Origin of the sequence: Geothrix fermentans DSM 14018 (assembly GCF_000428885.1) — a bacterium.
GTDB classification, from domain to species: domain Bacteria; phylum Acidobacteriota; class Holophagae; order Holophagales; family Holophagaceae; genus Geothrix; species Geothrix fermentans.
On the sequence record NZ_KE386810.1, the window covers coordinates 714,615 to 738,967 of the forward strand.

25 protein-coding genes are annotated in these 24,353 nt (G+C 70.1%); 11 read left to right on the plus strand and 14 right to left on the minus strand.

Annotation, left to right across the window (positions count from 1 at the left end; genetic code table 11):
* Nucleotides 1-78 precede the first annotated feature (78 nt).
* Nucleotides 79-1,176, minus strand: a complete 1,098-nt coding sequence (locus G398_RS18610) for a D-alanine--D-alanine ligase family protein (RefSeq protein WP_084512711.1) — start codon at nt 1,174-1,176, stop codon at nt 79-81.
* A gap of 126 nt (nt 1,177-1,302) precedes the next feature.
* Between G398_RS18610 and G398_RS0113845 the strand changes: the two genes are divergently transcribed.
* Nucleotides 1,303-2,541 (plus strand): DUF438 domain-containing protein, encoded by a 1,239-nt coding sequence (locus G398_RS0113845; RefSeq protein WP_026854036.1) that lies wholly within the window; start codon nt 1,303-1,305, stop codon nt 2,539-2,541.
* Between the two features lie 8 nt (nt 2,542-2,549).
* The gene (locus tag G398_RS0113850; protein ID WP_026854037.1) at nt 2,550-3,062 is read left to right on the plus strand and encodes a DUF1858 domain-containing protein; all 513 of its coding nucleotides are present in this window, start codon (nt 2,550-2,552) and stop codon (nt 3,060-3,062) included.
* Between the two features lie 5 nt (nt 3,063-3,067).
* On the opposite strand, the gene G398_RS0113855 is transcribed toward G398_RS0113850, so the two are convergent.
* The gene (locus G398_RS0113855) at nt 3,068-3,256 is read right to left on the minus strand and encodes a hypothetical protein (RefSeq protein WP_026854038.1); all 189 of its coding nucleotides are present in this window, start codon (nt 3,254-3,256) and stop codon (nt 3,068-3,070) included.
* Nucleotides 3,257-3,517: 261 nt separating this feature from the next.
* Between G398_RS0113855 and coaD the strand changes: the two genes are divergently transcribed.
* A complete protein-coding gene (coaD, locus tag G398_RS0113860; protein WP_026854039.1) occupies nt 3,518-4,003 on the plus strand; it encodes a pantetheine-phosphate adenylyltransferase in 486 nt (161 codons plus the stop codon).
* Nucleotides 4,004-4,010: 7 nt separating this feature from the next.
* Here the strand turns inward: coaD and G398_RS0113865 are convergent, their stop codons facing one another.
* The gene (locus G398_RS0113865) at nt 4,011-4,286 is read right to left on the minus strand and encodes a metal/formaldehyde-sensitive transcriptional repressor (protein WP_026854040.1); all 276 of its coding nucleotides are present in this window, start codon (nt 4,284-4,286) and stop codon (nt 4,011-4,013) included.
* A 69-nt stretch (nt 4,287-4,355) separates the two neighbouring features.
* On the opposite strand from G398_RS0113865, the gene dmeF reads away from it, so the two are divergent.
* Nucleotides 4,356-5,348 carry a CDF family Co(II)/Ni(II) efflux transporter DmeF gene (gene dmeF, locus G398_RS18615; RefSeq protein WP_052572008.1) on the plus strand — a complete coding sequence of 331 codons (993 nt, stop codon included), beginning with the start codon at nt 4,356-4,358 and terminating at the stop codon, nt 5,346-5,348.
* Here the strand turns inward: dmeF and G398_RS0113875 are convergent.
* From G398_RS0113875 to G398_RS0113895, 5 genes are all read right to left on the minus strand, one after another.
* Entirely contained in the window at nt 5,341-8,115 is a 2,775-nt protein-coding gene (locus G398_RS0113875; protein WP_026854041.1) for an OmcA/MtrC family decaheme c-type cytochrome, read from the minus strand. The genes dmeF and G398_RS0113875 overlap by 8 nt on opposite strands.
* 217 nt (nt 8,116-8,332) lie before the next feature.
* Nucleotides 8,333-8,701 carry a pyridoxamine 5'-phosphate oxidase family protein gene (locus tag G398_RS0113880; RefSeq protein WP_026854042.1) on the minus strand — a complete coding sequence of 123 codons (369 nt, stop codon included), beginning with the start codon at nt 8,699-8,701 and terminating at the stop codon, nt 8,333-8,335.
* 47 nt (nt 8,702-8,748) lie between these two features.
* Complete coding sequence (recG, locus tag G398_RS18620) at nt 8,749-10,836, minus strand: ATP-dependent DNA helicase RecG (RefSeq protein WP_043485006.1); 2,088 nt, start codon at nt 10,834-10,836, stop codon at nt 8,749-8,751.
* 10 nt (nt 10,837-10,846) lie between these two features.
* A complete protein-coding gene (locus tag G398_RS0113890; protein WP_026854043.1) occupies nt 10,847-11,557 on the minus strand; it encodes a hypothetical protein in 711 nt (236 codons plus the stop codon).
* A gap of 79 nt (nt 11,558-11,636) precedes the next feature.
* Complete coding sequence (locus tag G398_RS0113895) at nt 11,637-12,851, minus strand: trans-sulfuration enzyme family protein (RefSeq protein ID WP_026854044.1); 1,215 nt, start codon at nt 12,849-12,851, stop codon at nt 11,637-11,639.
* 77 nt (nt 12,852-12,928) lie between these two features.
* Here G398_RS0113895 and G398_RS0113900 point away from each other — a divergent pair, with 77 nt between their 5' ends.
* The gene (locus G398_RS0113900) at nt 12,929-13,393 is read left to right on the plus strand and encodes an Lrp/AsnC family transcriptional regulator (RefSeq protein ID WP_026854045.1); all 465 of its coding nucleotides are present in this window, start codon (nt 12,929-12,931) and stop codon (nt 13,391-13,393) included.
* Here G398_RS0113900 and G398_RS0113905 read toward each other — a convergent pair.
* The gene (locus G398_RS0113905) at nt 13,381-13,740 is read right to left on the minus strand and encodes a winged helix-turn-helix transcriptional regulator (RefSeq protein ID WP_052572040.1); all 360 of its coding nucleotides are present in this window, start codon (nt 13,738-13,740) and stop codon (nt 13,381-13,383) included. The genes G398_RS0113900 and G398_RS0113905 overlap by 13 nt on opposite strands.
* 417 nt (nt 13,741-14,157) lie before the next feature.
* On the opposite strand from G398_RS0113905, the gene G398_RS0113915 reads away from it, so the two are divergent.
* On the plus strand, nt 14,158-15,228 hold the full coding sequence (locus G398_RS0113915; protein ID WP_026854047.1) for a DUF3187 family protein: 1,071 nt from the start codon (nt 14,158-14,160) through the stop codon (nt 15,226-15,228).
* A 10-nt stretch (nt 15,229-15,238) separates the two neighbouring features.
* Here the strand turns inward: G398_RS0113915 and G398_RS0113920 are convergent, their stop codons facing one another.
* The 3 genes from G398_RS0113920 to G398_RS0113930 are packed head-to-tail and all read right to left on the minus strand — an operon-like array spanning nt 15,239 to nt 17,483.
* Complete coding sequence (locus G398_RS0113920; RefSeq protein WP_026854048.1) at nt 15,239-16,531, minus strand: hypothetical protein; 1,293 nt, start codon at nt 16,529-16,531, stop codon at nt 15,239-15,241.
* Nucleotides 16,528-17,151, minus strand: coding sequence for a hypothetical protein (locus G398_RS0113925; protein WP_026854049.1), 624 nt, complete (start codon nt 17,149-17,151; stop codon nt 16,528-16,530). The genes G398_RS0113920 and G398_RS0113925 overlap by 4 nt, the downstream gene beginning before the upstream one ends.
* Nucleotides 17,151-17,483 carry a hypothetical protein gene (locus G398_RS0113930; RefSeq protein WP_157492428.1) on the minus strand — a complete coding sequence of 111 codons (333 nt, stop codon included), beginning with the start codon at nt 17,481-17,483 and terminating at the stop codon, nt 17,151-17,153. Before G398_RS0113930 ends, G398_RS0113925 begins: the two co-directional genes overlap by 1 nt.
* Nucleotides 17,484-17,529: 46 nt before the next feature.
* On the opposite strand from G398_RS0113930, the gene map reads away from it, so the two are divergent.
* Nucleotides 17,530-18,327, plus strand: coding sequence for a type I methionyl aminopeptidase (map, locus tag G398_RS0113935; protein WP_026854051.1), 798 nt, complete (start codon nt 17,530-17,532; stop codon nt 18,325-18,327).
* A gap of 93 nt (nt 18,328-18,420) precedes the next feature.
* Here the strand turns inward: map and G398_RS0113940 are convergent, their stop codons facing one another.
* Nucleotides 18,421-18,924 (minus strand): thioesterase family protein, encoded by a 504-nt coding sequence (locus G398_RS0113940; RefSeq protein ID WP_026854052.1) that lies wholly within the window; start codon nt 18,922-18,924, stop codon nt 18,421-18,423.
* 38 nt (nt 18,925-18,962) lie between these two features.
* Here G398_RS0113940 and ispE point away from each other — a divergent pair, with 38 nt between their 5' ends.
* Nucleotides 18,963-19,799 carry a 4-(cytidine 5'-diphospho)-2-C-methyl-D-erythritol kinase gene (gene ispE / locus G398_RS18625; protein ID WP_043485009.1) on the plus strand — a complete coding sequence of 279 codons (837 nt, stop codon included), beginning with the start codon at nt 18,963-18,965 and terminating at the stop codon, nt 19,797-19,799.
* Between the two features lie 54 nt (nt 19,800-19,853).
* On the plus strand, nt 19,854-21,389 hold the full coding sequence (locus tag G398_RS0113950) for an NAD(P)H-dependent oxidoreductase (RefSeq protein ID WP_026854053.1): 1,536 nt from the start codon (nt 19,854-19,856) through the stop codon (nt 21,387-21,389).
* 24 nt (nt 21,390-21,413) lie between these two features.
* On the opposite strand, the gene G398_RS0113955 is transcribed toward G398_RS0113950, so the two are convergent.
* Nucleotides 21,414-22,139 (minus strand): hypothetical protein, encoded by a 726-nt coding sequence (locus G398_RS0113955; RefSeq protein ID WP_026854054.1) that lies wholly within the window; start codon nt 22,137-22,139, stop codon nt 21,414-21,416.
* 183 nt (nt 22,140-22,322) lie between these two features.
* On the opposite strand from G398_RS0113955, the gene G398_RS0113960 reads away from it, so the two are divergent.
* Nucleotides 22,323-23,270 (plus strand): ABC transporter ATP-binding protein, encoded by a 948-nt coding sequence (locus tag G398_RS0113960; RefSeq protein ID WP_211229096.1) that lies wholly within the window; start codon nt 22,323-22,325, stop codon nt 23,268-23,270.
* A gap of 2 nt (nt 23,271-23,272) precedes the next feature.
* Complete coding sequence (locus tag G398_RS0113965; RefSeq protein WP_084512717.1) at nt 23,273-24,331, plus strand: ABC transporter permease; 1,059 nt, start codon at nt 23,273-23,275, stop codon at nt 24,329-24,331.
* The last annotated feature ends 22 nt before the right edge of the window (nt 24,332-24,353 follow it).

A 24,353-nucleotide genomic window follows, 5' to 3' on the forward strand; every position in this document is an offset into this window, starting at 1 on the left:
GACAGTCTACGTGGAAAAGGGCTGTCAGCTGTCAGCTATCAGCTGTCGGTGAAAAGCCGGTCCCTGGGGTGGAACCCGCTAGCTCTGGGGGCCCCGGAACCAGTCGCTGCCGGAGCGGAAGCCCTTCTGCTTCACGGCGGTCTGGGCGTGGCGGGCCAGGGCCAGGTCGATGAGGCGGGTGAGCAGCTCGGCATAGGGCACGCCGCTGGCGGCCATCATCTTGGGATACATGGAGATGCTGGTGAAGCCGGGGATGAAGTTCAGCTCGTTCAGGAAGATCCGGCCAGTCAGGCGCTCCAGGAAGAAGTCCACCCGGGCCATGCCGTAGCCGTCCGAGGCCGCGAAGGCCTCCGCCGCCAGCTTCCGCACCAGGTCCGCCAGCTCCTCGGGGATGTTGGCGGGGATCTCCGTGCGGCTCCGGCCGTGGAGGTACTTGTCCTCGAAGGTGTAGAACTCGTCAGCCACGATCACTTCGCCGGGCTGGGACACCAGGGGCTGGTCGCCGCCCAGCACGGCCACCTCGATCTCACGGACGTCCAGGCCCTGCTCCACCAGCACGCGGCGGTCGAAGGTGAAGGCCCGGTCCAGGGCCGCGGCCAGGTCCTCGGCGCGCTTCACCTTCTCCACGCCGATGCTGCTGCCCAGGTTGGCCGGTTTCACGAAGAGCGGCAGGCCGAGCTTGGCGCACTCCGCCAGACAGGCCGCCTGGCCCCGCCGCCAGCGCTCCTCCGTGAGCCCCACATAGGGCACCACGGGCAGCCCCCCGGACTCCCACAGGCGCTTGGTGATCCACTTGTCCATGCCCGCAGCCATGGCCAGCAGGCCCGCGCCCGTGTAGGGGCGGTGCAGCAGCTCCAGGTAGCCCTGGATCTGGCCGTCCTCGCCGCCGGCGCCGTGAAGGGCGTTGAAGAAGAGGTCCGGCAGCAGGGTCGCCTCGGCGCCCTGCTCCAGGGGCAGGAAGGGGTGGCTGCTGCGCTCCGGCAGTTGCCCGGCCGCCAGGCGGGCGAAGGGATCGCCCTCCACCACCCACACGCCGTTCTGGGCGATGCCCATGGGCCGGACGTGAAAGCGCACCGGATCCAGGTGTTCTGCGATGGCCCGGGCCGTGACGATGGAGACTTCGTGCTCGGGGGATTCCCCGCCGAAGAGGAGGCCGACGCTCAGTTTGTCGCTCATATCCTCACTTTAGCACCCGGACGACGAGGGTCTCCCCAGGGCCGGAAGCCCATCCCTGCGACGGAAATCACATTTAGGAATAGTTGATTCTTTTACTATGATAATTTTTCACCGGAGACCGAACCCATGAGCGAACTCCTCAACAACCGGGAGCACCGGATCGCCACCCTCAAGGAGGTCATCCTGCACCTGCACCGGGGCGAGGCCCCCGAGCAGGTGAAGGGGCGCCTGGCCCAGCTGGTGGGCGAGGTGGACGCCAGCGAGATCGCCGCCATGGAGCAGTCGCTCATGGCCGACGGCATGAGCCCCGAGGAGGTGAAGTCCATGTGCGACCTCCATGCGGAGGTGCTCCAGGACACCGTGACCCCGGCCAAGGCCCGCGAGCTGCCGCCGGGGCATCCCGTGGACACCTTCCGCCGGGAGAACCGGGCCCTGGAGGCGGCCATCGCCACCGCCCGGCAGGCCGTGGCCGTCCTGGAATCCGTGCCGGACCAGGCCTACCCGGCCGACGAGCGCCTGGCCGTGCTGGGCACCTTCAATGCCCTCATGGACGTGGACAAGCACTACCAGCGCAAGGAGCACCTGGTCTTCTCCATCCTCGAGCGCCACGGCAACACGGGGCCCTCCAAGGTCATGTGGGCCAAGGACGATGAGGTGCGCGAGCTGCTCAAGGGCGCCATCGAGGTGCTGCGCGAGGAGAGTCTCAGCGGCGCCGAGCTGAAGATCCTCGTGCCCACGGTGCTGCGTCCGGCCCTGGCGGCGCTGGAGTCCATGATCTACAAGGAGGAGACCATCCTCCTGCCCATGTGCCTGGGCCTCTTCACCGAGGAGGAGTGGGGCGAGGCCTGGCGGGACAGCCCGCGCTACGGCTGGTGCCTGGTGGAGCCCGCCGCGGGCTACGCGCCGCCGGCGGCGGTCCTGCCCGAGGATCCCGTCCGTCTGCCCGACGCCTCGGCGGTGGCCTTCCCCAGTGGGGCCCTCAGCGTCCAGCAGCTCATCGGCATCTTCTCCTCGCTGCCCGTGGACATCACCTTCGTGGATGCCGACGACCGCGTGGCCTTCTTCAGCGAGGGGCCCGACCGGGTCTTCGCCCGCAGCCGAACCATCCTGGGCCGGGAGGTGAAGCACTGCCACCCGCCCAAGAGCGTGGACGTGGTGGAGCGCATCCTCAACGACTTCAAGACGGGTCGCCAGACCGTGGCCGAGTTCTGGATCCAGATGCACGGGAAGTTCGTCCACATCCGCTACTTCGCGGTGCGCGACGAGGCCGGGGCCTACCTGGGCACCCTGGAGGTCACCCAGGACCTCACGCGCCTGCGCGCCCTCGAAGGCGACCGCCGCCTGCTCCAGTACGACGAAGCCTGAGGCGACCCATGGCCATCACCCCCGACACCAAGATCGGCGACTTCCTGGCGGCCCATCCGGACCAGCAGGAGGCCCTCATCGCCCGCGTCCCCGAGTTCGCGAAGCTGCGCAACCCCATCCTGCGCCGCACGGTGGCGAAGCTGGCCACGGTGGACCACGCGGCCCGCATGGCCGGCCTTCCCACCGCCGAACTGGTGCGCTTCCTCCGGGAGCTGGCCGGGGAAGCTGGCGGGGACCCTGAGCCCGAGGCCCCGGCGAGGGGGGAGGAGTCCCGTCCGGACTGGGCCCAAACCAGCCGCGTGCGCTCCACCCTGGACGCCGACGCGATCCTGGCGGGAGGAGACCACCCCCTGGCGCGGACCCGCCGCGCCCTGATGACCCTGGCCCCCGGCGAGATCTTGCAGCTCCTGAGCCCCTTCCGCCCGGAGCCCCTCCTGGACCAGTTCCGCCAGGAGGGCCAGGCCTGCTGGTGCGAAGCTGAAGCGAACGGCCGGTTCCGGACCTGGATCATCAAGGCCTGAAGGGGTCATTCCAGGAATTCGCCGGCCTCCCAGTGGCTGGCCCGGCTCCGGTGGCGACCCTGGAGGAGTTCGAGCATCCGCTCGCCCTTCTCCTGGGCGGCGGGCTCCGGCCGAGGGGCCCCGCCTGCGCGCCGGCGGTCGGGCCCGGCGTAGGCGACATCACGGTTCCGGCGTTCCTTTCCATCCCAAGCCATGGTCCACCTCCCCCTGAAAGGTGGGTCCGGCGCGGCCACCCGCCAATCGGCCGTTCGGATGAACGGGCCTCATCCTCCCGGTTGGGACGGGTCCGTGGGAAGTGGAGCCTCGGGCTGGATCGCCCGGCCGGAGGAGGATCCCGTGCCCGGGGCGGGAGACGGGCCCCTGGCCGTGACCGGGCGCCTGCCGCGAGCCGGTGAGCTTTGACACGGAACGCGCCCAGGTTGCGCTAGGCTGTTTCACCATCCTTCGGAGCGCCCGTGCGGTCGGCCATCTATCCAGGCTCTTTCGATCCCGTGACCCTGGGCCACTGGGACCTCATCCAGCGTGCGGCCAAACTCGTGGACCGGCTCGTGGTGGCCGTCCTCCACAATCCCGCGAAGTCCCCCGCCTTCAGCGTGGACGAGCGGGTGGCCATGCTGAAGGAGCTGACGGCCGCCATGCCCCATGTGGAGGTCACCACGTTCCATGGCCTGCTGGTGGACTTCGCCAAGGCCCAGAACGCGCAGTTCATCATCCGCGGCGTACGGGCCTTCAGCGACTTCGAGTACGAGTTCCAGATGGCCCTCATGAACCGCAAGCTGGCCCCGGAGCTGGAGACGGTCTTCCTCATGCCCAAGGAGAAGTACAGCGCCGTGAGCAGCCGCTTCGTCCGCGAGATCGGCAGCATGGGGGGGAACCTGGCGGACCTGGTGCCGGAGCTCCTCCGGGAGCGCATCGTCGCGCGGCTGGGAAAGGCGGAGTAGGGAGCTCCTAGCGGAGGTAGGACCGCAGGATCGAAACCACCTGCTCCAGGTCCCGCTCCCGCTCCTCTGGAGCCACCGCCTCCGAGGCCAGGTGGTCGCGGAGGTGGCCCTCCAGGACCTCGGCCATCAGCCCGCTGACGGCTCCACGGATGGCGGCGATCTGCTGGAGGACCGCCGAGCAGTCGGTCTCCTCCTCCAGGGCCCGCTCCAGCGCCCCCGCCTGGCCCTGGATGCGGCGGACACGCGCCAGCAGGTGCTTCTTCGCCTTGATGGTGTGGGGCATGCCGCCCTCCTGTGGCGTCAAGGTATACTGGGGTATAGTATATATCCACCCGCTTGAAAGGCCCGCGCCATGCGAACACCCCCTTCACCGGAGGACCGTCGGCATTCCCATGTCTTCGACGAGGGCAACCCGCTGGCCGAGCGGAACACCCGGTGGACAGTCGGCCTCACGGCCTTCATGATGGTCGCCGAGATCGCCGGCGGCTGGATCTACAACTCCATGGCCCTGCTGGCGGACGGCTGGCACATGAGCTCCCACGCCCTGGCGCTGGGACTGTCGGTGCTGGCCTACGGAACCGCCCGGCGGCTGGCCCGGGACTCCCGCTTCACCTTCGGCACCTGGAAGATCGAGGTCCTGGGCAGCTACACCAGCGCCCTCTTCCTGGTCCTGGTGGCCGGGCTCATGGCCTACCAGTCCGTGGAGCGGCTCATCGCGCCCACGGCCATCCACTACGACCAGGCCATCGCCATCGCCGTGGTCGGCCTGCTGGTGAACCTGGCCTGCGCCTGGCTGCTCCGGGACGGCCATGACCATGACCACCACCATGACCACCATGGACACGAACATCCCGCCCCCGGCGGCCACCACCACGACCTGAACCTCCGGGCCGCCTATCTCCACGTGGTGGCGGACGCGGCCACCTCGGTGCTCGCCATCCTCGCCCTGTCCGGAGGCCGGATCTGGGGGGCCGCATGGCTCGACCCGGCCATGGGCCTGGTCGGAGCGGCGCTGGTGGGGACCTGGGCCTACGGCCTGCTCCGCGATTCCAGCCGGGTGCTCCTCGACGCCGAGATGAACGCCCCCGTGGTGGCGGAGATCCGGGAGGCCATTGCCCAGGGGCCCGTGGCCGCCGACATCAGCGACCTCCACGTCTGGCGCGTCGGCAAGGGCAAGTACGCCTGCATCCTCGCCCTGGAGACCTCTGAGGAGGCGAGCCCCGATTGCTTCAAGCGCGAGCTCGCCGTCCACGAGGAGCTGGTGCATGTCTCCGTCGAGGTGAATCGGAGCCCGGCCGCCGCCCATCCGGGCGGCGGCCAGGACTCCGTCCAGGTCCCTATCTGAAGGCGTGCACGACCCTCACGTCGGCGATCTTCCCGGCGGAGTGGCAGAGGAAGCACTGTTCCTGCCGCACGAACTGGCCGCCCACGGTGACGCTGGCCCTGCTGCCGTAGAAGGTCCCGCCGTTGGTCTGCATGTGGGAGATGGCGAGGGGGCTGTCGTGGCAGTTGGAGCAGGCGGCCACGTAGGGCGAGTTCACCAGGGTGGTGCCCGCGGCGGGCGTGGTGGCCCCGGTGTTGGCGTTGTAGCTGAAGCCGCTCCCGAAGACATAGCCCGAGCCGAAGGCGGCGGCGAAGGGTGACCAGTAGACGCCGGGGATGGGCTCGGTACCCGTGAGGATGACGTTGACGGGCGTGGGCACCGTGCCGGTGGCCACCGTGGTCCAGAGCAGATCCGGCAGCTCGCCCGCATTGAAGGAGAGGCCGAAGTCGTAGGTGCCCGGAATATGGCAGGCCTCGCAGTTGTTCAGCACCCCCGGGTAGGTGGTCTTCCAGTAGGTGTCTCCTGCGGAGGCTTCCCAGGAGAACTTGTTCACCCGCTTGCCGGCCCCGTGGATGGCGTGGACGAAATCCTTCATGTTCACGCCCCACCCGTTGTTCACCCGCTGGCCGTTGTGGCAGAACTCGCAGGTCTGTGGATCATTGCGCTGGCCCGCGTGGAAGGCCTTGGTGGTGAAGACACCCATGGCCCCGTGGCAGTCCAGGCACTTGGCGTTGGCCACGATGGTGCGGCGCGGGGTGTTCGCGGGCCCGGTGGTCGTGCTCCCGGCATTGAGGGGGAAGCCCGCCGGCAGCGGTCCACTGATGAGCTTCGAGACATTGGGGGCGGGAACGCTCAGGCCCCCCTGCCCCGTTCCGGCCACGCCCGCGACCCTGGGGGTGTAGGGATAGCCCGCCACGTTGGTCTGGGTCAGGGGCTGGGTCAGGGTCAGCCCGTAGGTGTAGCCGATGCCGCCCGTGATCATGCCCGCGGTGGTGGGGATGACCACGCCGGTCATGGTGAGGGTGTAGTAGCCGCTGGCATCAGGTGTGGCGCTGAGGGTGCTCTGGGCGGACGCCGCCAGGGGGTTCCCGGCCATGTCGAGCCCGTCGCCCCGCCAGATGTTCTTGAGGTAGGTGCTGGCCGTGGCGTTCCAGTCCGCCGGATTGGCGATGCCGTCCTGGGGCACGGAGAAGGCGAGGTAGAAGCTGGGGCCGCCCACGAAGTTGTCCATCAGCTCGGTGACCGATCCGGCGGCATAGGTGTTGAACACCACGGGAACGCCGTCCTTGAGGAACCGGAACGTGAAGACGGGCTTGGCGCTGGCGTTGAGGGTCACGCTCTTGAGATCCCAGGTGACCCGGCTGGCGCCCTCGGGCAGGTTGTTGATGAAGGCCGCCACGGAGGAGGCGTTGGTGTTGTTGTTCGTCCCGCCCGTGTTCCAGATGTTGGCGGGATCCGGCGGCACCACGGGACGGTGGACCAGCTGGATGCCCGCGGCCCCGTGGCAGCTGGTGCAGTTGAGGTCGGAGGTGGCCGCTCCCCCGGGGTGGTTGGCGCCCGTGGCCCAGTCGATGTCGTCATGGCAGCCGCTGCAGGCGAAGCGGTTGGGCACATTGAACCAGTTGTTCCCCTGGGGCGTCGTGGCGCTGGCGGTGTGGCACTTCACGCAGTTGCGATGGTCCTGTGGATAGGTGACCTCATTGAACGCGATGCCGCCGTAGGAGTAGCCGGTGCGGGCCAGCTCCTCGCCCATGTGGATGCGGTGGATGAAGCCCGGGAAGTCGCCCGAGGCATGCCCGGCCAGTTTTCCCGTATCCCCGGAGACCGTGGTGGCGGTGATCGTGGCTTCGGCGCGCCCGTACTTGCGCTGGTCGTTGTGGCAGATCACGCAGTAGCGGGTGTCCTGGCGGCCCGATCCGTGGAACTCGAACTTGGCATGGCAGGTGAAGCAGGATGAGACGTCCGCGATCAGTCGCTGCTCGTTCGAGGCTCCGGCCACGGCCCCGGTGGCGGGAATGAAGTCGTAGACCGTGTTGGCGGGATTCAGGATGGGCACGGCGACCAGGCCGCTGGCGGAGGCGTCGGACGTGTTGGTGCCCGTCCCCCGGGCGGTGCCGCCGACGAAGAGGGTGAGCCGGTGGGTCTGGTCGGGGTTGTAGCTGACATCGCCCAGATCCGCCCGGAGGTTGTTGCCGGAATAGGTGGCGGCATCCAGCAGGGTCTGGGTCTGGGTGATGTCGCGGCGGAAGGTGTAGACGTAGGATCCGTCGCCGTTGTCCACCAGGGTTCCGATGTTGTCGGTGGAAGGCCTGGCGGGGACCCAGGTGCTGGGGGCCGAAGCCGAAGGATTGGCCGTGACCACGTAGTTGACCCAGGTGCTGGGGCTTCCGTTGCTCCCGGGCACCAGCTTCGCCAAGCCGAAGGCCATGTTGGCGTAGCTGGCGTAGGCCGCGGAAGAGGCCTGGCTGGTGAAGCCCAGACCCTTCACCGGCACGTTGTGGCCGTCGGTCACCTTGAAGGACACCACGGGTGTGGAGCTGATGGTGACGCTGGTGATGGTGGCCTTGAGTGTCAGGGCCCCCCACTCGTCGGGAGAATAGGTGGTGGCGTCGATGGCGTAGGCGGGTCCCGGCGTCCCGTTGGAGCCGTTGGTCCCGTTCGTGCCGTTGGTTCCGTTCAGACCGTTGAGGCCGTTCTGCCCCGACTTCCCCCGGCAGCCCGACAGGGCCAGGACCGTGACGACGGCGGCGACCGCCGCCCAGAATCCCCTGGAAGTGGCGAACTTCATAGGACCTCCCCTGTGCCTTGTGCCGGTGGCTGGATCTGGATTCTCGGGTCGATTTTCCTGTTAAAACAAGTAATTACGATGCTTGACTCGACATCAACCAGGAATGGACCTCAGACATCCCGGCGCCTCTCAGGACATCCAGGGGGAGTGAGCCCAAATGTAGGCCGGAGGCCGCCCCGCGGAAGCCCCCGGATCGTCCGGCCAAGTCAGAAATTGGCTAGCCGAGAATCCGCTCGACGCCCGTCACCGTCATCACGACCGCGGCCCGGCACCAGGGGTACTTGGCCTTCATCCGCTCACGGAGGGGGCCTTCCGCCTGCACCACCGCCGTCCCGGAGAGCCTGAAGCCGAGGGCGGCGCCGTCGGCGCCCCGCTGCTTGCCGATGATCATCTGGACGGACGGGTCGTGCGCGAGGTTCGCTTCCGTCACGCGGTAGCCCGCGGCGGGAAACACCAGGGTCCTGGCATCAATGGGATCGAGGTAGCTCTGCCAGGTCGCCACCAGGTGCGGACCGTCGGGCCCCTTCGTCATGAAGGTTGCGGACCCTTCCGATTTGAGCACGCCAAGAACCGTTTCATCGAGCATCGCCGGCCTCCCTTTCCACGCTAGCACCGGCCGAACCGGCGTCGGGTTCAGCTGACGTCCGCCAGCCTCAGACGCGCCTGCTCCCGTTTCAGCCACTGGGCCTGGGCCTCGCTGAGGCCGCGGGCCAGGGCCTTCTCGGCGGCCTCGCGGCAGCGGGCCAGGAGGCGCCGGTCGCGGACCAGGTCCGCCACCTGGAACTGGGGGAGGCCCGCCTGCCTCACGCCGAAGAACTCGCCGGGCCCGCGCAGCTCCAGGTCCCGCTGGGCGATGCGGAAGCCGTCCTGGGTCTCCACCAGGGTCTGCAGGCGCTCTGTCTCCGAGCCGCTGATCATGAGGAAGTGGCTGCGGTGGGCGCCGCGGCCCACGCGGCCCCGCAGCTGGTGGAGCTGGCTGAGGCCGAAGCGCTCGGCATGGTCCACCACCATCACCGTGGCGTTGGGCACGTCCACGCCCACCTCGATCACCGTGGTGGCCAGCAGGATCTTCGCCTCGCCGGAGACGAAGCGCCCCATGCGGGCCCCCATCTCGTCGGGCTTGAGGCGGCCGTGGACCACCTCCAGGGGAACCTCCGGGAAGATGCCGCGAAGCAGGGCCTCCATGGCCTGGATGTCGCGGAGCTGCACCTTGCCCTCGTCTGAGGGATCGATGCTGGGGCTCACCACGAAGGCCTGGCGACCCTCGGCCAGCTCCCGGCGCACCTGCTCCCAGGCCCGCTCCGCGAACTCCGGCTTGTGCAGCTTGGTGGTGATGGGCTGGCGGCCGGGAGGCAATTCATCCAGCACGCTCTGGTCCAGGTCGCCGAAGACCGCCAGGGCCAGCGACCGGGGGATGGGCGTGGCGCTCATGACCAGCCAGTGGGGATCGCCGCCCTTCTCCTTCAGGGCCTCGCGCTGCTTCACGCCGAAGCGGTGCTGCTCGTCCACCACCACCAGCTGCAGGTTGTGGAAGGCCACGGCCTCCTGGAAGAGGGCGTGGGTCCCGACGACGTAGCGGGCCTCGCCGCTGGCGATGCGGGCCAGGGCCGCCCGCTTCTCCGCCGCCCTCATGCCACCCAGCAGAAGCTGCAGGGACTCCGCCCGGTCACCCAGGTAGCGCCGGAAGCTGGCGGCGTGCTGGCGGGCCAGCACCTCCGTGGGCGCCAGCAGGGCCCCCTGCCCGCCGGTCTCGGCCACCATGGCCAGGGAGAGGAGGGCCACCAGGGTCTTGCCGCTGCCCACGTCGCCCTGGAGCAGACGGTTCATGACGCGGCCCGAGGTGAGGTCGTCCACGATGTCCTTGAAGGCCCGCCGCTGGGCCCCGGTGAGGTGGAAGGGCAGGTAGGACCTCAGCTGCTCGCGCAGCTCCGGCGAGGTGGGCACCACCAGGCCCCGGCGCTTGAGGCGCCCGGCGCGGCGCAGGGCCACGCCCAAAGAGAAGGCGAACAGCTCCTCCGCCGCCAGCCGCTGGTGGGCGGGCGACTCCCCCCGTTCCAGCAGGGCCGGATCGCTGTCATCCGGCGGATCGTGGAGCAGGCGGAGGGCCGTGGGGCCATCCGGCAGGTCCCTCGACAGCTCCAGGGGCAGCCACTCGTCCGCGACATGGACCCGCGCCAGAGCCTCCTGCACGAGCTTCTGCCGCACCCGGCCCGGGAGGGGCCCCAGCTTGCGGTAGAGGGGCAGGAAGCGGCGCACCCAGGCGGCATCCTCGCCGCGCCCCATCACTTCGAACTGGGGGCCGCGCAGCTCCAGGCCATGGCGGCCCACGGCCAGGGTGCCGAAGGCCAGGAGGCGGTCCCCCACCTTGAGGGCCCGGGCCAGGTAAGGCTGGTTGAACCAGATGAGGCGCAGGGTGCCGGTGCCGTCCTCCAGCAGGGCCTCCGTGAGGGCCATGCGCTGGACGCGCGTGGTGCTCTGCCGGAGGTCCCGGAGGGTGCCCAGGACGGTGACGATCCCCTGGTCCGCGGGCTCCAGGCCCCGCAGCTCGAGGCTTCCCAGGGGCCGCAGGCTGCCCCGGTCCACATAGCGGTAGGGCAGGCTCCACAGCAGGTCGCGCAGGGTGTCGATCCCCGCCTCCTGGAGCGCGGCGGCGCGGGCCGGACCCAGGCCCCGGAGGACGGTGACCTTGGTGGACAGGGGCAGGGGCGCGAGGGAAGTCATGGCGGCTTCCTCAGCCTAGCCGCGCCTCCATGGAGTCCACCATCTTCGCCACGAACCGGTCGCCGTACCAGGCGCCGTGGTGGGGATCCTCCAGCTTCCTGAGGCCGGCCATGAGGGCCGGGAGCTCCCGCACGCCCTGGTCGATGAGGCCCCGGATCTGGGTGAGGGTGCGGCCCGGGCCCTCCCGGGGGTGATCCTCGGCCAGGCGCGCCAGCGCCCGGGCCATCCAGGGAAGGGCCGACAGGCCGCATCCGGTCAGGGAGCCCCAGCCCCCTTCCAGGAAGCCGTCCCACATCTCCCGCGCCTGGGCCAGGGTCTCCTCCTCCAGCAGTACACGGCCCGAGAAGAGGCCCGGCAGGGTCGAGGGCGGGGTCTGGGCCACGCTCCGGTCCAGGGGCACCAGGTCCGCCAGGGTGCCTTCCGGCAGCTCCGCCAGCACGCGCAGGAGGCAGGCCTGCTCCCAGGGATCCGGGCCGAACCACAGGATCGGCTCCGAGGACCCGCCCAGGTCCGCCAGGCGTGGCTCTTCCAGAATCTCGTCGGCGGCCACGCCCCACCAGACGGCCCTCAGGCCCGGCAGCCGCGCGGCGTCCGGCGTCCAGGGCCCCACGGCGGGGGAATCGCGGCAGACCCGCACCACCCCGGGGAGCCCCGACCGCCGGTGCACCAGGGCCGAGGCGTCGCCGCAGTGGAGGTGGATCAGGCTGTCACGTGGAGCCATGGGCGCTCCGAGGGGGAGACCCCTCAGCATACGACCGGGGTCAATCCGCGCACCTGATCCATCTGTCCTGACAGGGCTGTCAGCGGGCGGCGCCCACGGCCTGGCGGGCCATGGCCTTCGCCAGGGCCTGCTCCAGGTCGGCCCAGAGGTCCTCGGGGCTCTCCAGGCCGACGGAGAGGCGCATGAGGGACTGGGAGATGCCGCTGTGCTCGCGGGCCTCCGCATCCACCACGCGGTGCGTGAGGGCGGCCGGATGCTGGATCAGGGTGTCCACGCTGCCCAGGGACACGGCGGGCGTCATGAGCTTCACCTCGGCCATGACCACGGCGGCGGCTTCGAAGCCCCCCTTCAGCTCGAAGGCCATGAGGGAGCCGGGGCCCTGCATCTGGCGGCCGAGCAGGCCCTTGGGGTCCTGGCCGGGCAGGCCGGGGAAATGCACGGCGGCCACGGCGGGATGCTTGGCCAGACGCTCGGCGATGACCTGGGCGCCGGCCTGCTGGGCGCGCACGCGCAAGGGCATCGTGGGCAGGCCGCGGTGCAGCAGGTAGGCCGCCAGGGGATGGAGCACGTTGCCGGTGATGACGCGGACCTTGCGGAGCTCCGTGGCCCAGTCGTTGTTCGTGGCCACGATGCCGGCCAGCACGTCGCCATGGCCGCCCAGGAACTTGGTGGCGCTGTGGAGGACCAGGGTCACGCCCTGCTTGATGGGGTTCTGGAGGATGGGCGTGGCGAAGGTGTTGTCCACCAGCACGGGGACCTTGCCCGCCTGGCGCACGACCTCGTCGAGGTCCACCATGGCCAGGGTCGGATTGGCGGGCGTCTCCACGATGACCATGGCGGTGTCGGGCCGGATGGCCGCGGCGATGCCGTCGGCCTCGGCCCAGGTCACTTCGAGGCCCAGCATCCCGGAGGCCAGCAGGTGGTCCGTGCCGCCGTACAGGGGACGCACGGCCACCACATGGCCGCCCCGCTGCTTCGCGGCCATGAGGCAGGCGGTCACCGCCGCCATGCCGGATCCGAAGGCCACGGCCGCCTCGGCGCCCTCCAGCTGGGCCAGGGCCTGCTCATAGCGGGCGGTAGTCGGGTTGTAGAGGCGGGAATAGACGGGGCTCCCCACGGGCAGGCCGCCCAGGGCCATGGCCTCCAGACTGCGGCCGCCCTCCTCCAGGTTCTGGAGGGGATAGGTGCTGCTCAGGTCGATGGGCATGGCGTGGATGCCCTGCTCGTGCAGCACCTCCCGGCCGGCATGGACAGCCTGGGTCTCGATGGACAGGGGGGCGCTGGGCTTGGACATGGGGACTCTCCTGTCCCCAATGTAGGTTCCATAAATTCGGCATTCCTCCGAATCTTTTTCGTGGAATGATGCCATTCATGGAACTTGACCGAATCGACTGCGATATTTTGAACCTTCTCCAGAAGGATGGTCGGCTATCCAACAAGGAACTGGCGTCAGCCGTGGGTCTGGCGCCCTCCTCCTGCCTGGCCCGCGTGCAGCGCCTGCGCTCCGGGGGCGTGCTGAGGGGCGCCCATGCGGAGGTGGATCCCGCCGCCATGGGAGTGGGCCTCCAGGCCCTCATCGCGGTGCAGCTGCGCCAGCACAGCCGGGCCCAGGTGAAGGCCTTCTGGAAGCACGCCCTGGGCCTGCCGGAAGTGCTGGCGGTCTTCCACGTGGCCGGCACCCACGACTTCCAGGTGCATGTGGCCGTGCGGGACGCCCATCACTTGCGGGACCTGGCCATGGACGCCTTCACCACGCGCTCCGAGGTGGCCCACATCCAGACCAGCCTCATCTTTGAGTGGGCCAAGAGCGCCCTGATGCCGAACTACCGGGCCTGAATCTGGGCTTGGGCCTGGGCCTGAACCTGAGCTTCGGCCTCGGCGATCTGGGTCCCCCACTGGGTGACCGCCTCCACCACCTGCCGGAAGCCCTCGCCCTTGCAGGTCAGCTCGTACTCCACCCGCACGGGGGTCGTGGGCAGGACGCGGCGCACCAGCAGTCCCTGGCACTCCAGCTCCTTCAGCCGGGCCGAGAGCACCTTCTCGCCGATGCCCTGCACCTTGGTGGCGAGTTCGTTGAAGCGGAGAGGACCCTCCTGGAGGATCCATAGGATCTGGCCGGTCCAGGGCTTGGCCAGCAGGTCGATGGCCATGCGGAAGCAGCGGCAACTGGGGGATTCAGGCATGTCCATGGAGACGTTCCAGGACCCGGGGTGGGTCCTCATAAAACTATCTCAAAGAAAGTCCCTTGACAAGGGGAAGCACACGGCTGAAGATTGCTATCGAAGGGAAAGCCCCTTTCTGACGAAAAGCGAGGACCTCATCATGGCCGCCACCCCCACCTAGCAGCAAAGGTCCGGAAGCGTCATTTTCCTCCCTGCTTCTCGGGACCGCGCCGGTTTTCACAAGCCCAGATCAGCATCAAGGCCTGGATCCTCCGGCGAGGATGATTACCTTTCTCAACATCACGTTCGGGGAAGGCAACCTCCTTCGGTCCGTTCCCCGTCCGGGCGGCCACCCGCCCCACCACAGGTCCCACCCCCGCTGCCACCCACCCTCCCCCGCGGACGGGTCGGGATCGTGCGGCCCCGAAGGAGTCATTCATGCGCGCCGCTCTCGCGCTGGCCCTCGGCCTGTCCCTCCAGGCCCAGGACGAGCCCTATCCCGAGATGGGCCCCCTGCCCACCCGGAACATGTTCACGCTGCTCCAGGCCCCCATGACCTACCAGCCCGTGGCGCCCCGCCCCATCGGCGCCGGCCACTGGCAGATGACCATCTCCCATGTGCGGGCCAACGTCTTCGAGTTCTCGGACCTCATCAAGGACCACCCCCCCGCCTGGTTCCAGGGCCGCCACCGCATGGACCGCGCCTCCCTGGAGGCCCTGGCCGCCGAGTACCCCACGGCGCCCTTCGTCTTCTACTTCGACGAGGAGATCGCCCGGACCACCCTCCAGCTCCGCTACGGCCTCACGGACAAGACCGATGTCTGGATCGAGCTGCCCGTGGAGCGCCACGGCGGCGGCGACATGGACTCGCCCATCGAGTCCTTCCACAAGGCCTTCGGGTTCGCCCAGTGGGGCCGCACCGAGGTGGCCCGCAACCAGGCCGTGGTGGCCACCATCCGCTACGGCCGGCTGGACTTCGTGCGGGAAGGTTCTCAGCCCACCCGCGTGCAGGATCCCCTGATCGGTGTGGTCCATCAGATCCACCGGGACGAAACCACGGGCCTGAGCGCCACCCTCACCGTGAAGCCGCCCCTGACCACCGCCTACGGCTCCTACCGGGCCGGCTGGGACATGGAGGGCGGGCTCAGCGGCTGGTGGGATTTCACCCCCACCCAGACCCTCTACGCCGGGGCCGCTTACACCCACCGGGGCCGCGGCAACGACGCCTACAACAACCTGGACTACACCTCGGACCTGGGCGCCCACCTCACCTGGCAGGGCCGGCGCCACCGCGCCGTCCAGCCCTTCGTCCAGCTCTACTTCCTGAGCGGCTTCAGCACCCCCCGCCCCTTCGCCAAGCTCCACGAGGGCAGCCTCCAGCACGACCTCGGTGTCCACGTGCACCTGAACCGCCAGGCCACCCTCACCTTCCGCTACGTGAACAACATCACCCACCACGAGAACACGGACGACGCCTCCTTCGCGGGATCGCTCACCTACCGGTTCTGAGACGGGCGGGTCAGCCCAGCGCCCGGTCCGCCAGCCGCCCCAGGTCCCCGCTGCCCTGGCCATTGGCAAGGCTCTTGGCCAGGGCCGCGAGCATGGCCTCCTGCGCAGCCGGGGGCAGGTGGGGCAGCAGGTCCGCGGCCGCGGCCACCGACAGCACCTGGTGGGCGTGGTTGAAGGTCGGATCGTCGCGGGTGGCGGCCTCGGCCAGGGCCGCCAGCGCAGCCTCGGCCTGCCCTGCCCTCGCCAGGCCCGCGGCGTGGCCCATGGCCAGCGCCGGCTCCACATCCAGCACGGCGTCCGTCAGGGCCGCGGCGCTGGGTTCGGGAACCTCGACCGCCCGCACCCGATCCTCCGCCTCGTCCGTGGGGAAGAGGTTCACCAGGCCGGCGGCCTGGCACCAGATCCTCGGATCCGTGGCGCCGGACCGGGCGACGGTGGCCAGGTAGACGAAGGTCCAGGCCGTCTTCCCCTCCAGGTCGCGGCGGGCGTCCAACTGCTTCTCTGAAGCCGCCAGCACCAGGGCCGCCAGGGTGTCCCCGGCCCCCTGCCCCGCCTTCAGCCGGGTGACGAGGGTCTCCGTGAGGGCCACCAGGCCCAGGTCGCAGATCTCTCGCACCTGGGCCTCCAGGGCGGCCGCATCGAGGGAGGCCGGCGCCCAGGGCACAGAGACCTCCGCATCCTCCAGGCGCTTGGCGGCGCGGCGGGCCCAGAAGGTGTCCTCCGGCGAGGCGGCCACCCAGGCCGCCAGGCCGAACAGCCGGCGGCCCGTGGCCCTGGGCCGCTCCAGCCGCTCGTGGAGATCCGCCAGGTGGTCGCAGATCACGGCCTTGTGGCCGACGGTGGCCATGTCCAGGTCCGTGAGGCGGGCCAGGCGCTGGAAGTCCGCCGCTTCCGGCAGCTCGAAGCCCTGGGCCTCGGCGTAGGCCATGCCGGGGCGCCGGGATTGGATGAAGGCCTCCAGGTTCCGCCACTGGCCGCTGCCCTTGGCCGCGGCCACCTGGGCGAACACCTGGGGCGAGCGGCGCCCCTCGTGGGCCGCCATGTGCAGCTGGGTGGCCAGGGCCCGGTGGAAGCTCGCCTCGCCCAGCAGCGGGCGCAGGCGCAGCATCGCCCGCAGGCCCAGGATCCCGTGGGGCACGTGGGGCAAGTAGGCCTCCCAGTCGATGCGGGGGACCAGCGCCTTCACGGCCTCGCGCACCCCGTCACGCACGCCGTCGGGCTGGGCGGCCTGGGCAACATAGGCCTCGAAGAACCGCTCCGTGGGAGCCTCCAGCTCCTGCTGCCAGCGGGGATCCACAGTCATGCGCCCTCCAGCGGCAGGTTCCAGGCGGCGGCCACGAGGCGGGCCCAGTGGTGGTTCCAGGCCCGCTTCCAGACCAGGCTGCCCTCCTTCATGTCCGAGGCCTCCAGGCGCCGGTGGAGATCCGTGCGGAGGGTCTCCGCGGCCGGTCCCAGGGCCCCTTCGGCCTGGGCGAGCAGAACGGCCCGGGCCTCCCGTTCCTGGTCGTGGTGGGCCAGGTAGCCCACGGACTCCGGCGACGGCGCCGTGGCGCGCAGGCGCTGCCAGGCCTCGAAGGCCGCCTTCGCGGCCGGGTCGTCATGGAAGGGGGCCTTCACCTGGCTCCAGCCCCGGCCGGCTTCCAGCTCGGGGCCCGCCCGCAGGGCCGACTCGCGGAGCTTCACGGCCTTGGCCACGTCGCGGTCCAGGTGCTTGAGGGCGACGAAGGTCCGCGGCTTCTCCCGCTTCTCCCGGCGGTCGAAGAAGGCGTTGAGGGCCGCGACCACCAGGTCCATGGGCACACCCTGGGCCTCCCAGGCCAGCACCTGGCGGTAGTCATCCGTGCTGAGCAGCCCAGCCCGGCCCCAGGCCCGGAAGGCCCACTCGCGCTCCAGCCAGTCCTTCTCCTCGCGGGTGTAGGGCATCAGGGCTTTTCCCGCACCAGAACGGTCCCGTCCTTGAGCTGCAGGATCCCGTTCTCCCAGGCCAGCACCTCCTCGGGGACGATCTTGGCCTTGGCGAAGCCGCGCAGGCGGAAGGAACCCGAGGCCAGGGAGCGGCCCTTGCGGTCCCACACCTCCAGCTGCCAGAGGGTGCCCTGGTGGCCCCCCACCTTGAGGAAGAGCCCGCCCTTGGCCTCGGGGCACCACAGCGCCTCGGCGGATACGGAGGCCGGCCGGGAGGGCGTGCCCCCGCAGGCCAGCAGGGCCCCGGCCAGCACAGGTGTCGTCACCAGGATCGTCGTCGGTCGCGCCATGCCGACATTCTACCGCCTAGCCGGTAAACTGATGGTCGAGGGCGACATGGTCCTGATCCGCGAACAGATCCGATACAAGAGCCGCAAGGAGATCGAGAAGCTCCGCGAAGCGGGACGCGTGGCCGCCAACGCCCTGCGTCTGGCCGCCCGGGCCGCCAAGCCCGGCGTGAGCCTCCTGGAGATCGACCGCGTGGCCGAGGCCTACATCCGCCAGCAGGGCGCCAGCCCCAGCTTCAAGGGTTATCACGGCTTCCCCGCCACCCTCTGCCTCTCCGTGAACGACAAGGTGGTGCACGGCATCCCCTCCAAGTACGTCCTCCAGGAAGGCGACATCATCGCCATCGACTGCGGCGCCAAGCTCGACGGCTTCCACGGCGACACCTGCCTCACCGTGGGCGTGGGGAAGATCAGCGACGAGGCCCGCCGCCTCATCCAGACCGCCCAGCTGGCCATGTACGTGGGCATCGAGCACTGCCGCCCCGGCGAGCGCCTGGGCGACATGGCCACCGCCGTGCAGACCTTCGCGGAGGAGCGCGGCTACTCCGTGGTGCGCGAGTACATCGGCCACGGCCTGGGGCGCGACCTCCACGAGGATCCCCAGGTGGTCTTCGCGGACCAGCGCCCCGGCACCGGCTTCCGCATGGAGCCGGGCATGACCATCACCATCGAGCCCATCCTGAACCTCGGCAGCCATAAGTGCCTGGTGGAGCCCGACGGCTGGACCGTCAGCACCCGCGACGGCCAGCTCTCCGCCCAGTTCGAGCACGACATCGCCATCACCAAGGATGGGCCGGACATCCTGAGCATCCCCGATCCCGAGTTCGAGCTGGAAGACGGGCTGTAGGACAGTCCTCAGTCCTCAGTCTTCAGTCTTCAGTCTTCAGGGCGCGCGGGCTGCGCCCGCGCGTATACGAAAAACGCAGCCGCGTTTTTCGCCTTAATGGCTGGCCCATCTTCGGATGGCCTCGGGCAGCTCGGGACTGGGGCCCTCGTAACCCATCTGGCGGAGCAGCTCGGCCACGGGGACGTTGCCTTCCCTGCCGCGGAAGAGGGCCTTCACCACGCCCTCGGCGGCGAGGTCGCCGCCGCGCTTGAGGAAGCGCTGCTCCAGGAAGACCCATTTCTCGTCCCAGCCCAGGAGCCGCGTGTGCAGCTCGTAGGGCTCGAAGGGGGCCAGGCTGCGGCGGTAGCGCATGGTGATGCCCCCGACCAGCGGCTGCCAGCGGTTCCGCAGCATGACCCGGCCCAGCTTCGTGCGGAAGCTGAGGTCGAAGCGGCCCAGGTCCATGATGCTGAGGAAGCGGCCGTTGTTCATGTGGATGTTCACGTCCAGGTCGTTGGGCCAGACGCGGAAGCGCAGGACGGACGTGCCCATCGGTTCCATCCGGGGCCTGCGCCAGAGGGTGAGGAGCTTCCAGAGCGTGCGGAAGAAGAGGACCATCCGACCAGCCTAGCGGACCGATGCGCTACCTTGGAGCCATGGCCTTCGCGATCCAGGCACCCGCCAAGCTCAACCGCTTCCTCGCCGTGCTCGGCCGGCGCGCGGACGGCTTCCACGAGCTGGAGCTGGTCACCACCGTGCTGGAGGGTGTGCCGGAGTTGACGGACACGCTGGAAGGCGAGCCCGCCCCGGTGCTCACGCTCGAGATCGCCGGCCCCACAGGCGCCGGGCTGACGGCGGACGGATCCAACCTGGTGATCAAGGCCTGGCGCCTGTTGGAAGAGGCGGCGAAGCGTCCCCTGCCCGCGGCCCTGCGCCTGGAAAAGCGCATCCCCCACGGCGCGGGACTGGGCGGCGGCAGCAGCGACGCCGCGGCGGCCCTCCGGCTCGGCGACCGGATGTTCGGCCTCGGCCTGGGCGACGCGGCCCTGCTGGGCCTGGCGGCCCGCCTGGGCAGCGACGTGCCCCTGTTCCTGCTGGGCGGAACCGTGCTGGGCCTGGGCCGGGGCGAGCGGGTGTTCCCCCTGCGGCCGGTCCCGCTGGAGCCCATCCTGCTGGTCCACCCGGGCCTGCACGTCAGCACGCCCAGCGTGTACCGGGCCCTCCAGGACGTGGGCTATCCGTTCCCGGAGGCCCTGGCATCCCAGCCCGAAGGCGCCGCGCCCCCCTGGCGCAACGACCTCACGGGCGCGGCTCTGTGGGTCTGCCCGCCCCTGGCGGAGGTGCGCGACGCCCTGCGCGACACCGGCGGCGAGCCCTTGCTCTGCGGCTCCGGCAGCTGCTGGGCGGCCCGGTACGACGGTGCCCAGGCCCGGGACGCTGCCGCCACGCGGCTCTCCGGCCTCCAGCCCGCCTGGGGTGTCTGGCGGGTCTGACCGCTCAGCCGCGGCCGGAGTAGGATAGCCCGATCCCATGAGGTCGGAGGGCAGATGGCCGTACTCCCGGAAGCCCGATCCCCGCGGGTCCTGGTGATCCTGGGACATCCCCGCCTGGATAGCTTCTGCGGGGCCCTGGCTGGGGCCTATGAAGCAGGTGCCCGCGCCGCCGGCTGCGAAGTGCAGCGCCTGGACCTCGCCCGCCTTGCCTTCGATCCGAATGTGCACCTGCCTTACCCCCGGGACCAGGCCCTGGAGCCGGACTTGGCCCGGGCCCAGGCGCTGATCCGCTGGGCGGACCACCTGGTCTTCGTCTACCCCGCCTGGTGGGGCACCCTGCCCGCCCTGCTCAAGGGCTTCCTCGACCGCGTGCTCACGCCCGGCTTCGCCTTCGCGGCCGATGATGAGGATCCCTCCAGCTGGGCGAAGCTGCTGAAGGGCCGCTCGGCCCACCTGCTGGTGACCATGGACACGCCACCCTGGGCCTACCGGGTCGTTTACCGCCAGCCGGGGCACCAGGCCATGCGGCGCGCCACCCTGGGCTTCTGCGGCGTCGCGCCCACCTTCGTCTCGACCTTCGGCCCCGTGAAGCCCGCCACTGCCGAGGCGCGGGCCCAGTGGCTGGATCGGGCCCGGGCAGAGGCGCTGCGCCTGCCCGGCCGCCTCCGCCGCCACCGCCTCCGCGCGCGGGCCGGGGCCTGGCTGCGGCTGCTGCGCCTCCAGTTCTATCCCATGGCCTGGGTGGCCTACACCATCGGGGCCCTGGCGGCGGCGCGGCATGGCGGGGTCTTCTCGAGCCGGGTCTACTGGCTCGGCTACCTGTGCCTCTTCCTCATGGAGGCGCTCACCGTGGTCAGCAACGAGTGGTTCGACCAGGGCACGGACCGCCTCAACCGCCACGCGGGGCCCTTCAACGGCGGCAGCCGCGTGCTGGCGGATGGGGAGCTCGGTCCCGGAAGCGTCCGCCGGGCCATGCTCGGGCTGGCCCTGGCACTGGGGATGGCGCTGGCGGCCCTGGGCGCGGCCCTTGCCGGCGGGCCGGGACTGGCGGCCATGATCGCCTTGGCGGTGCTCGCCGCGGGCTACACCGTACCTCCCCTGAAGCTCGTGTACCGGGGCCTGGGCGAGCTGGACGTGGGCCTCACCCACAGCTTCGCGGCCATCTTCGTCGGAGGGCTGCTCCAGTCCGGCGTCTGGCGGGACCCCTTCCCCTGGCTCGTCGGCCTGCCGCTCTTCCTCGCCACCCTCGCGGCCATCACCCTGTCCGCCCTCCCGGACCATGAGGCCGACGGGGCCGTGGCCAAGCGGACGCTGGCGGTGCTCCTGGGCCGGCGGGGGGCTGCCTGGGCGGCCCTGGGGTTCGCGGTGGCCGCCGCCGCCTGCGGGGTGCTCTGGCAGCGATGCGGCCTCTTCGGAGGGCTCAGCGGATTCGCGGCCTTCCTGGCGGTCCCCCACGCCCTGCTGCTCGTCCGGGCCATCCTCCGCTACCTCCGGCGCGGCGCGCCCTGCGAGCGCATCGACGGCATCATGACTCTGGCCCTGACCTACCTCCTGTGGTTCGGGGTGATCCCGCTGGTGGGCCTCTCCTGAGCGCCACCCCGGTTCCCGGGAGGCTCAACCCTGGTCGTCGCCCACCCTGAAGAGCCAGTAGGCCTTCGGCAGGAACTCCACCACGACCAGCAGGAAGTAGATCTTCTCGTAGAAGGCCAGGCTCATGAGCTCGATGCCGGCATAGGCCAGCAGCCGGACCGCCGTGCGGATGATGGCGATGGCCATGCCGGCCTTCAGGGCCCAATGGATCCGCGGCGTTCTTGGGAACAGGAAGAACACGCCGATGCTGCCGAGCCACGGCGCGAACATCAGGGGGAAGTACAGCGCGTGCTGGATGGATTGGAAGGTGGCCACCTTGTCGAGGATCGTCGCGCGAAGGGCCGGATCCGCTGTCTTGAGATACGCCGCCGGAAGCTGGATCTGGGTCCAGAAGAGCTCGACCGAACGGAGGGCCACCTCGAACAGGCCGAACATGAAGAAGCCCAGGAACGCCGCGCCGGCGAGGATGGGCCGCCTCCGCATGCCCTGGGCGCAGATCACCCACGAGATGAAGATCAGGGCGAACATCCAGACCAGCATGAGTGAGGAACGGGCCACGTGCAGGGGGGCAGCGCCCTGAAGCAGTTCCTCGGCGGCGCTGGCCGGGGCGGGGAAGGTGCCGAACACATGAGCCTGGAACGCCTGCACGGCGACGTAGCCGAGCACGAGTCCGCCCGCGGCGGTCCTGAAGGCCCGCGCATCCCTGCCAGGAGGAAGAAGGGCCGCTGAACGGGAATCCGGCAACATCATGCCTCTGCCTCCATAGATCTGCGGATTTGCCGTTTATGACGGTATCTTCATGTGGATGGTGTGTCGACAACCATGCAGTCCGGGGAAAGGCCCGGCGCGCCGTTTCCTGGAATCCGCCTTCCTCACATCCACCGGCGGAATCCGCACCTTCACCGATCCAGGGTTGAGCGCACCGGGTCCATCATGGAAGGCTGGACGATCGAGGTGGACATGACCGACCTGGCGTTGCGCGTGAAGGGGCTCCGGAAGCAGTACGCCAAGGTTCTCGCGGTCGACGGCCTGGATCTGGAGGTGCCCCGGGGCGAGGTCTTCGGCCTGCTGGGCCCCAACGGCGCGGGGAAGACCACCACGCTGGAGATCATCGAGGGCCTCACCACCGCCGACGCCGGCGAGATCGAGATCCTGGGCCTCACCTGGGCGCAGCAGGGCCAGGAGATCCGGGCCCGCATCGGCGTCCAGCTCCAGAGCACCAGCCTCTTCAACAAGATCACGCCGCGGGAATCGCTCGACCTCTACGGCAGCTACTACCCCAAGCGCCGGAGCACCGAGGAGCTGCTGGACCTGGTGCAGCTCCAGGAGAAGGCGGACGCCTACCACATCACCCTCAGCGGCGGGCAGCAGCAGCGGCTGGCCCTGGCCCTGGCCCTGGTGAACGACCCGGAGCTGGTGTTCCTGGACGAGCCCACCACGGGCCTCGATCCCCAGGCCCGCCGCAGCCTGTGGGACGTGGTGCGCCGCATGAAGGCCGAGGGACGGACCGTGATGCTCACCACCCACTACATGGACGAGGCCGAGGCCCTCTGCGACCGGCTGGCCATCATGGACCACGGCCAGGTCATCGCCACGGGAACGCCGGCCTCGCTCATCTCCGACCTGGCCATCCCCAGCGTGGTGGAGCTGACCTTCGAAGGCGCCGCGCCCGAGCCCGCCGCCTTCGCCGCGCGGCTGGACCAGGTCGTGGAGCGCCGCGCCGACCTGTGGGAGATCCCCACGCCGGACCCCAAGGCCCTCCTGCCGCGGCTGCTGGAGGCCGCCGAGGCCGCGGCCGTCCCCTTCCAGCAGGTCCACATCCGTCGGGCCACGCTGGAGGACGTGTTCCTGCACCGCACCGGCCGCAGCCTGAGGGAGTAACCATGATGTTGTGGCGCCAATTCGCGATGGAATGGCGGCTCTACCGCCGCGACCGCGTGGCCATGTTCTGGACCTTCGCTTTCCCCGTGGTGCTGCTGCTGGGCTTCGGCACCATCTTCCGGGATGGCGGCGGGCCGAAGCTGTCCGTGGTCCGCGTACAGGCCCCGGCCCCGGGCCCGCAGGATGCGGCCCTGGACCAGGCCCTGGCCGATGTGCAGCTCAAGGTGCAGGCGCTTCCGAAGGCCGAGGCCGAGGCCCGCTGGGCGAGGGGCGAAACCGCCGCCCAGCTGGAGGCCGATGGCGCGGGCTACCGCCTGCGCCTGAACAGCTACCTCATGGCCCAAGCCGGCGCCACGGCCGGGCTGGTGAACCAGGCCTGGCTCATGGCCCAGGCGCGCCTGAATGGGGCGCCGGAACCGGGCCGCATCCCGGTCTCCGTGGAGAGCCCGGGCCACAAGCACTCCGCCAACTACGCCGCTTTCCTGCTGCCGGGCCTGCTGGGGCTGAACCTCGTGAGCATGGGGCTCTTCAGCGTGGGCATGGTGAACGTCTCCTACCGCGAGAAGGGCAAGTTCCGGCGCCTGGCGGTGACCCCGCTGCCCAAGTGGGTGTTCCTGCTGGGCCAGGTGCTGCACCGCCTGACGGTCACCGTGATCCAGGCCGGCATCCTGCTGCTGGTGGGCCGCCTGGTCTTCGGCATCCAGAACCAGGGATCCTTCCTCGACCTGCTCCTCATCATGACGCTGGGCACGGGCTGCTTCATGGCCTTCGGCTTCGCCCTCAGCGGCTTCGCGGACACTTCCGAGGGCTACGCCGCCATCTCGAACCTGGTGTTCTTCCCGCTCATGCTGCTCAGCGGCGTGTATTTCACGCTCGACTCGGCCCCGGCCTGGCTCCAGCACGCCGTGGCCGTGGCGCCGCTGGCCCCCTTCCTCCGGGCCCTGCGGGCCGTGTTCAACGATGGGGGCACCCTGGCCGGACACGGGGCCGGCCTGGCCATTGTGGCGGCCTGGGGCCTGGCCGCCTTCGCCCTGGCGGTCCGCCGGTTCCGCTGGGCCTGATTCCGTCCATTTCTGAAGCCTC

Excerpts from the sequence above, each read along its gene's own strand:
- G398_RS18610 (WP_084512711.1), bottom strand. The coding sequence starts at position 1,176 with ATGAGCGACAAACTGAGCGTCGGCCTCCTCTTCGGCGGGGAATCCCCC.
- G398_RS0113845 (WP_026854036.1), top strand. The coding sequence starts at position 1,303 with ATGAGCGAACTCCTCAACAACCGGGAGCACCGGATCGCCACCCTCAAG.
- G398_RS0113850 (WP_026854037.1), top strand. The coding sequence starts at position 2,550 with ATGGCCATCACCCCCGACACCAAGATCGGCGACTTCCTGGCGGCCCAT.
- G398_RS0113855 (WP_026854038.1), bottom strand. The coding sequence starts at position 3,256 with ATGGCTTGGGATGGAAAGGAACGCCGGAACCGTGATGTCGCCTACGCC.
- G398_RS0113865 (WP_026854040.1), bottom strand. The coding sequence starts at position 4,286 with ATGCCCCACACCATCAAGGCGAAGAAGCACCTGCTGGCGCGTGTCCGC.
- dmeF (WP_052572008.1), top strand. The coding sequence starts at position 4,356 with ATGCGAACACCCCCTTCACCGGAGGACCGTCGGCATTCCCATGTCTTC.
- G398_RS0113875 (WP_026854041.1), bottom strand. The coding sequence starts at position 8,115 with ATGAAGTTCGCCACTTCCAGGGGATTCTGGGCGGCGGTCGCCGCCGTC.
- G398_RS0113880 (WP_026854042.1), bottom strand. The coding sequence starts at position 8,701 with ATGCTCGATGAAACGGTTCTTGGCGTGCTCAAATCGGAAGGGTCCGCA.
- recG (WP_043485006.1), bottom strand. The coding sequence starts at position 10,836 with ATGACTTCCCTCGCGCCCCTGCCCCTGTCCACCAAGGTCACCGTCCTC.
- G398_RS0113890 (WP_026854043.1), bottom strand. The coding sequence starts at position 11,557 with ATGGCTCCACGTGACAGCCTGATCCACCTCCACTGCGGCGACGCCTCG.
- G398_RS0113895 (WP_026854044.1), bottom strand. The coding sequence starts at position 12,851 with ATGTCCAAGCCCAGCGCCCCCCTGTCCATCGAGACCCAGGCTGTCCAT.
- G398_RS0113900 (WP_026854045.1), top strand. The coding sequence starts at position 12,929 with ATGGAACTTGACCGAATCGACTGCGATATTTTGAACCTTCTCCAGAAG.
- G398_RS0113905 (WP_052572040.1), bottom strand. The coding sequence starts at position 13,740 with ATGCCTGAATCCCCCAGTTGCCGCTGCTTCCGCATGGCCATCGACCTG.
- G398_RS0113915 (WP_026854047.1), top strand. The coding sequence starts at position 14,158 with ATGCGCGCCGCTCTCGCGCTGGCCCTCGGCCTGTCCCTCCAGGCCCAG.
- G398_RS0113920 (WP_026854048.1), bottom strand. The coding sequence starts at position 16,531 with ATGACTGTGGATCCCCGCTGGCAGCAGGAGCTGGAGGCTCCCACGGAG.
- G398_RS0113925 (WP_026854049.1), bottom strand. The coding sequence starts at position 17,151 with ATGCCCTACACCCGCGAGGAGAAGGACTGGCTGGAGCGCGAGTGGGCC.
- G398_RS0113930 (WP_157492428.1), bottom strand. The coding sequence starts at position 17,483 with ATGGCGCGACCGACGACGATCCTGGTGACGACACCTGTGCTGGCCGGG.
- map (WP_026854051.1), top strand. The coding sequence starts at position 17,530 with ATGGTCCTGATCCGCGAACAGATCCGATACAAGAGCCGCAAGGAGATC.
- G398_RS0113940 (WP_026854052.1), bottom strand. The coding sequence starts at position 18,924 with ATGGTCCTCTTCTTCCGCACGCTCTGGAAGCTCCTCACCCTCTGGCGC.
- ispE (WP_043485009.1), top strand. The coding sequence starts at position 18,963 with ATGGCCTTCGCGATCCAGGCACCCGCCAAGCTCAACCGCTTCCTCGCC.
- G398_RS0113950 (WP_026854053.1), top strand. The coding sequence starts at position 19,854 with ATGGCCGTACTCCCGGAAGCCCGATCCCCGCGGGTCCTGGTGATCCTG.
- G398_RS0113955 (WP_026854054.1), bottom strand. The coding sequence starts at position 22,139 with ATGATGTTGCCGGATTCCCGTTCAGCGGCCCTTCTTCCTCCTGGCAGG.
- G398_RS0113960 (WP_211229096.1), top strand. The coding sequence starts at position 22,323 with ATGGAAGGCTGGACGATCGAGGTGGACATGACCGACCTGGCGTTGCGC.
- G398_RS0113965 (WP_084512717.1), top strand. The coding sequence starts at position 23,273 with ATGATGTTGTGGCGCCAATTCGCGATGGAATGGCGGCTCTACCGCCGC.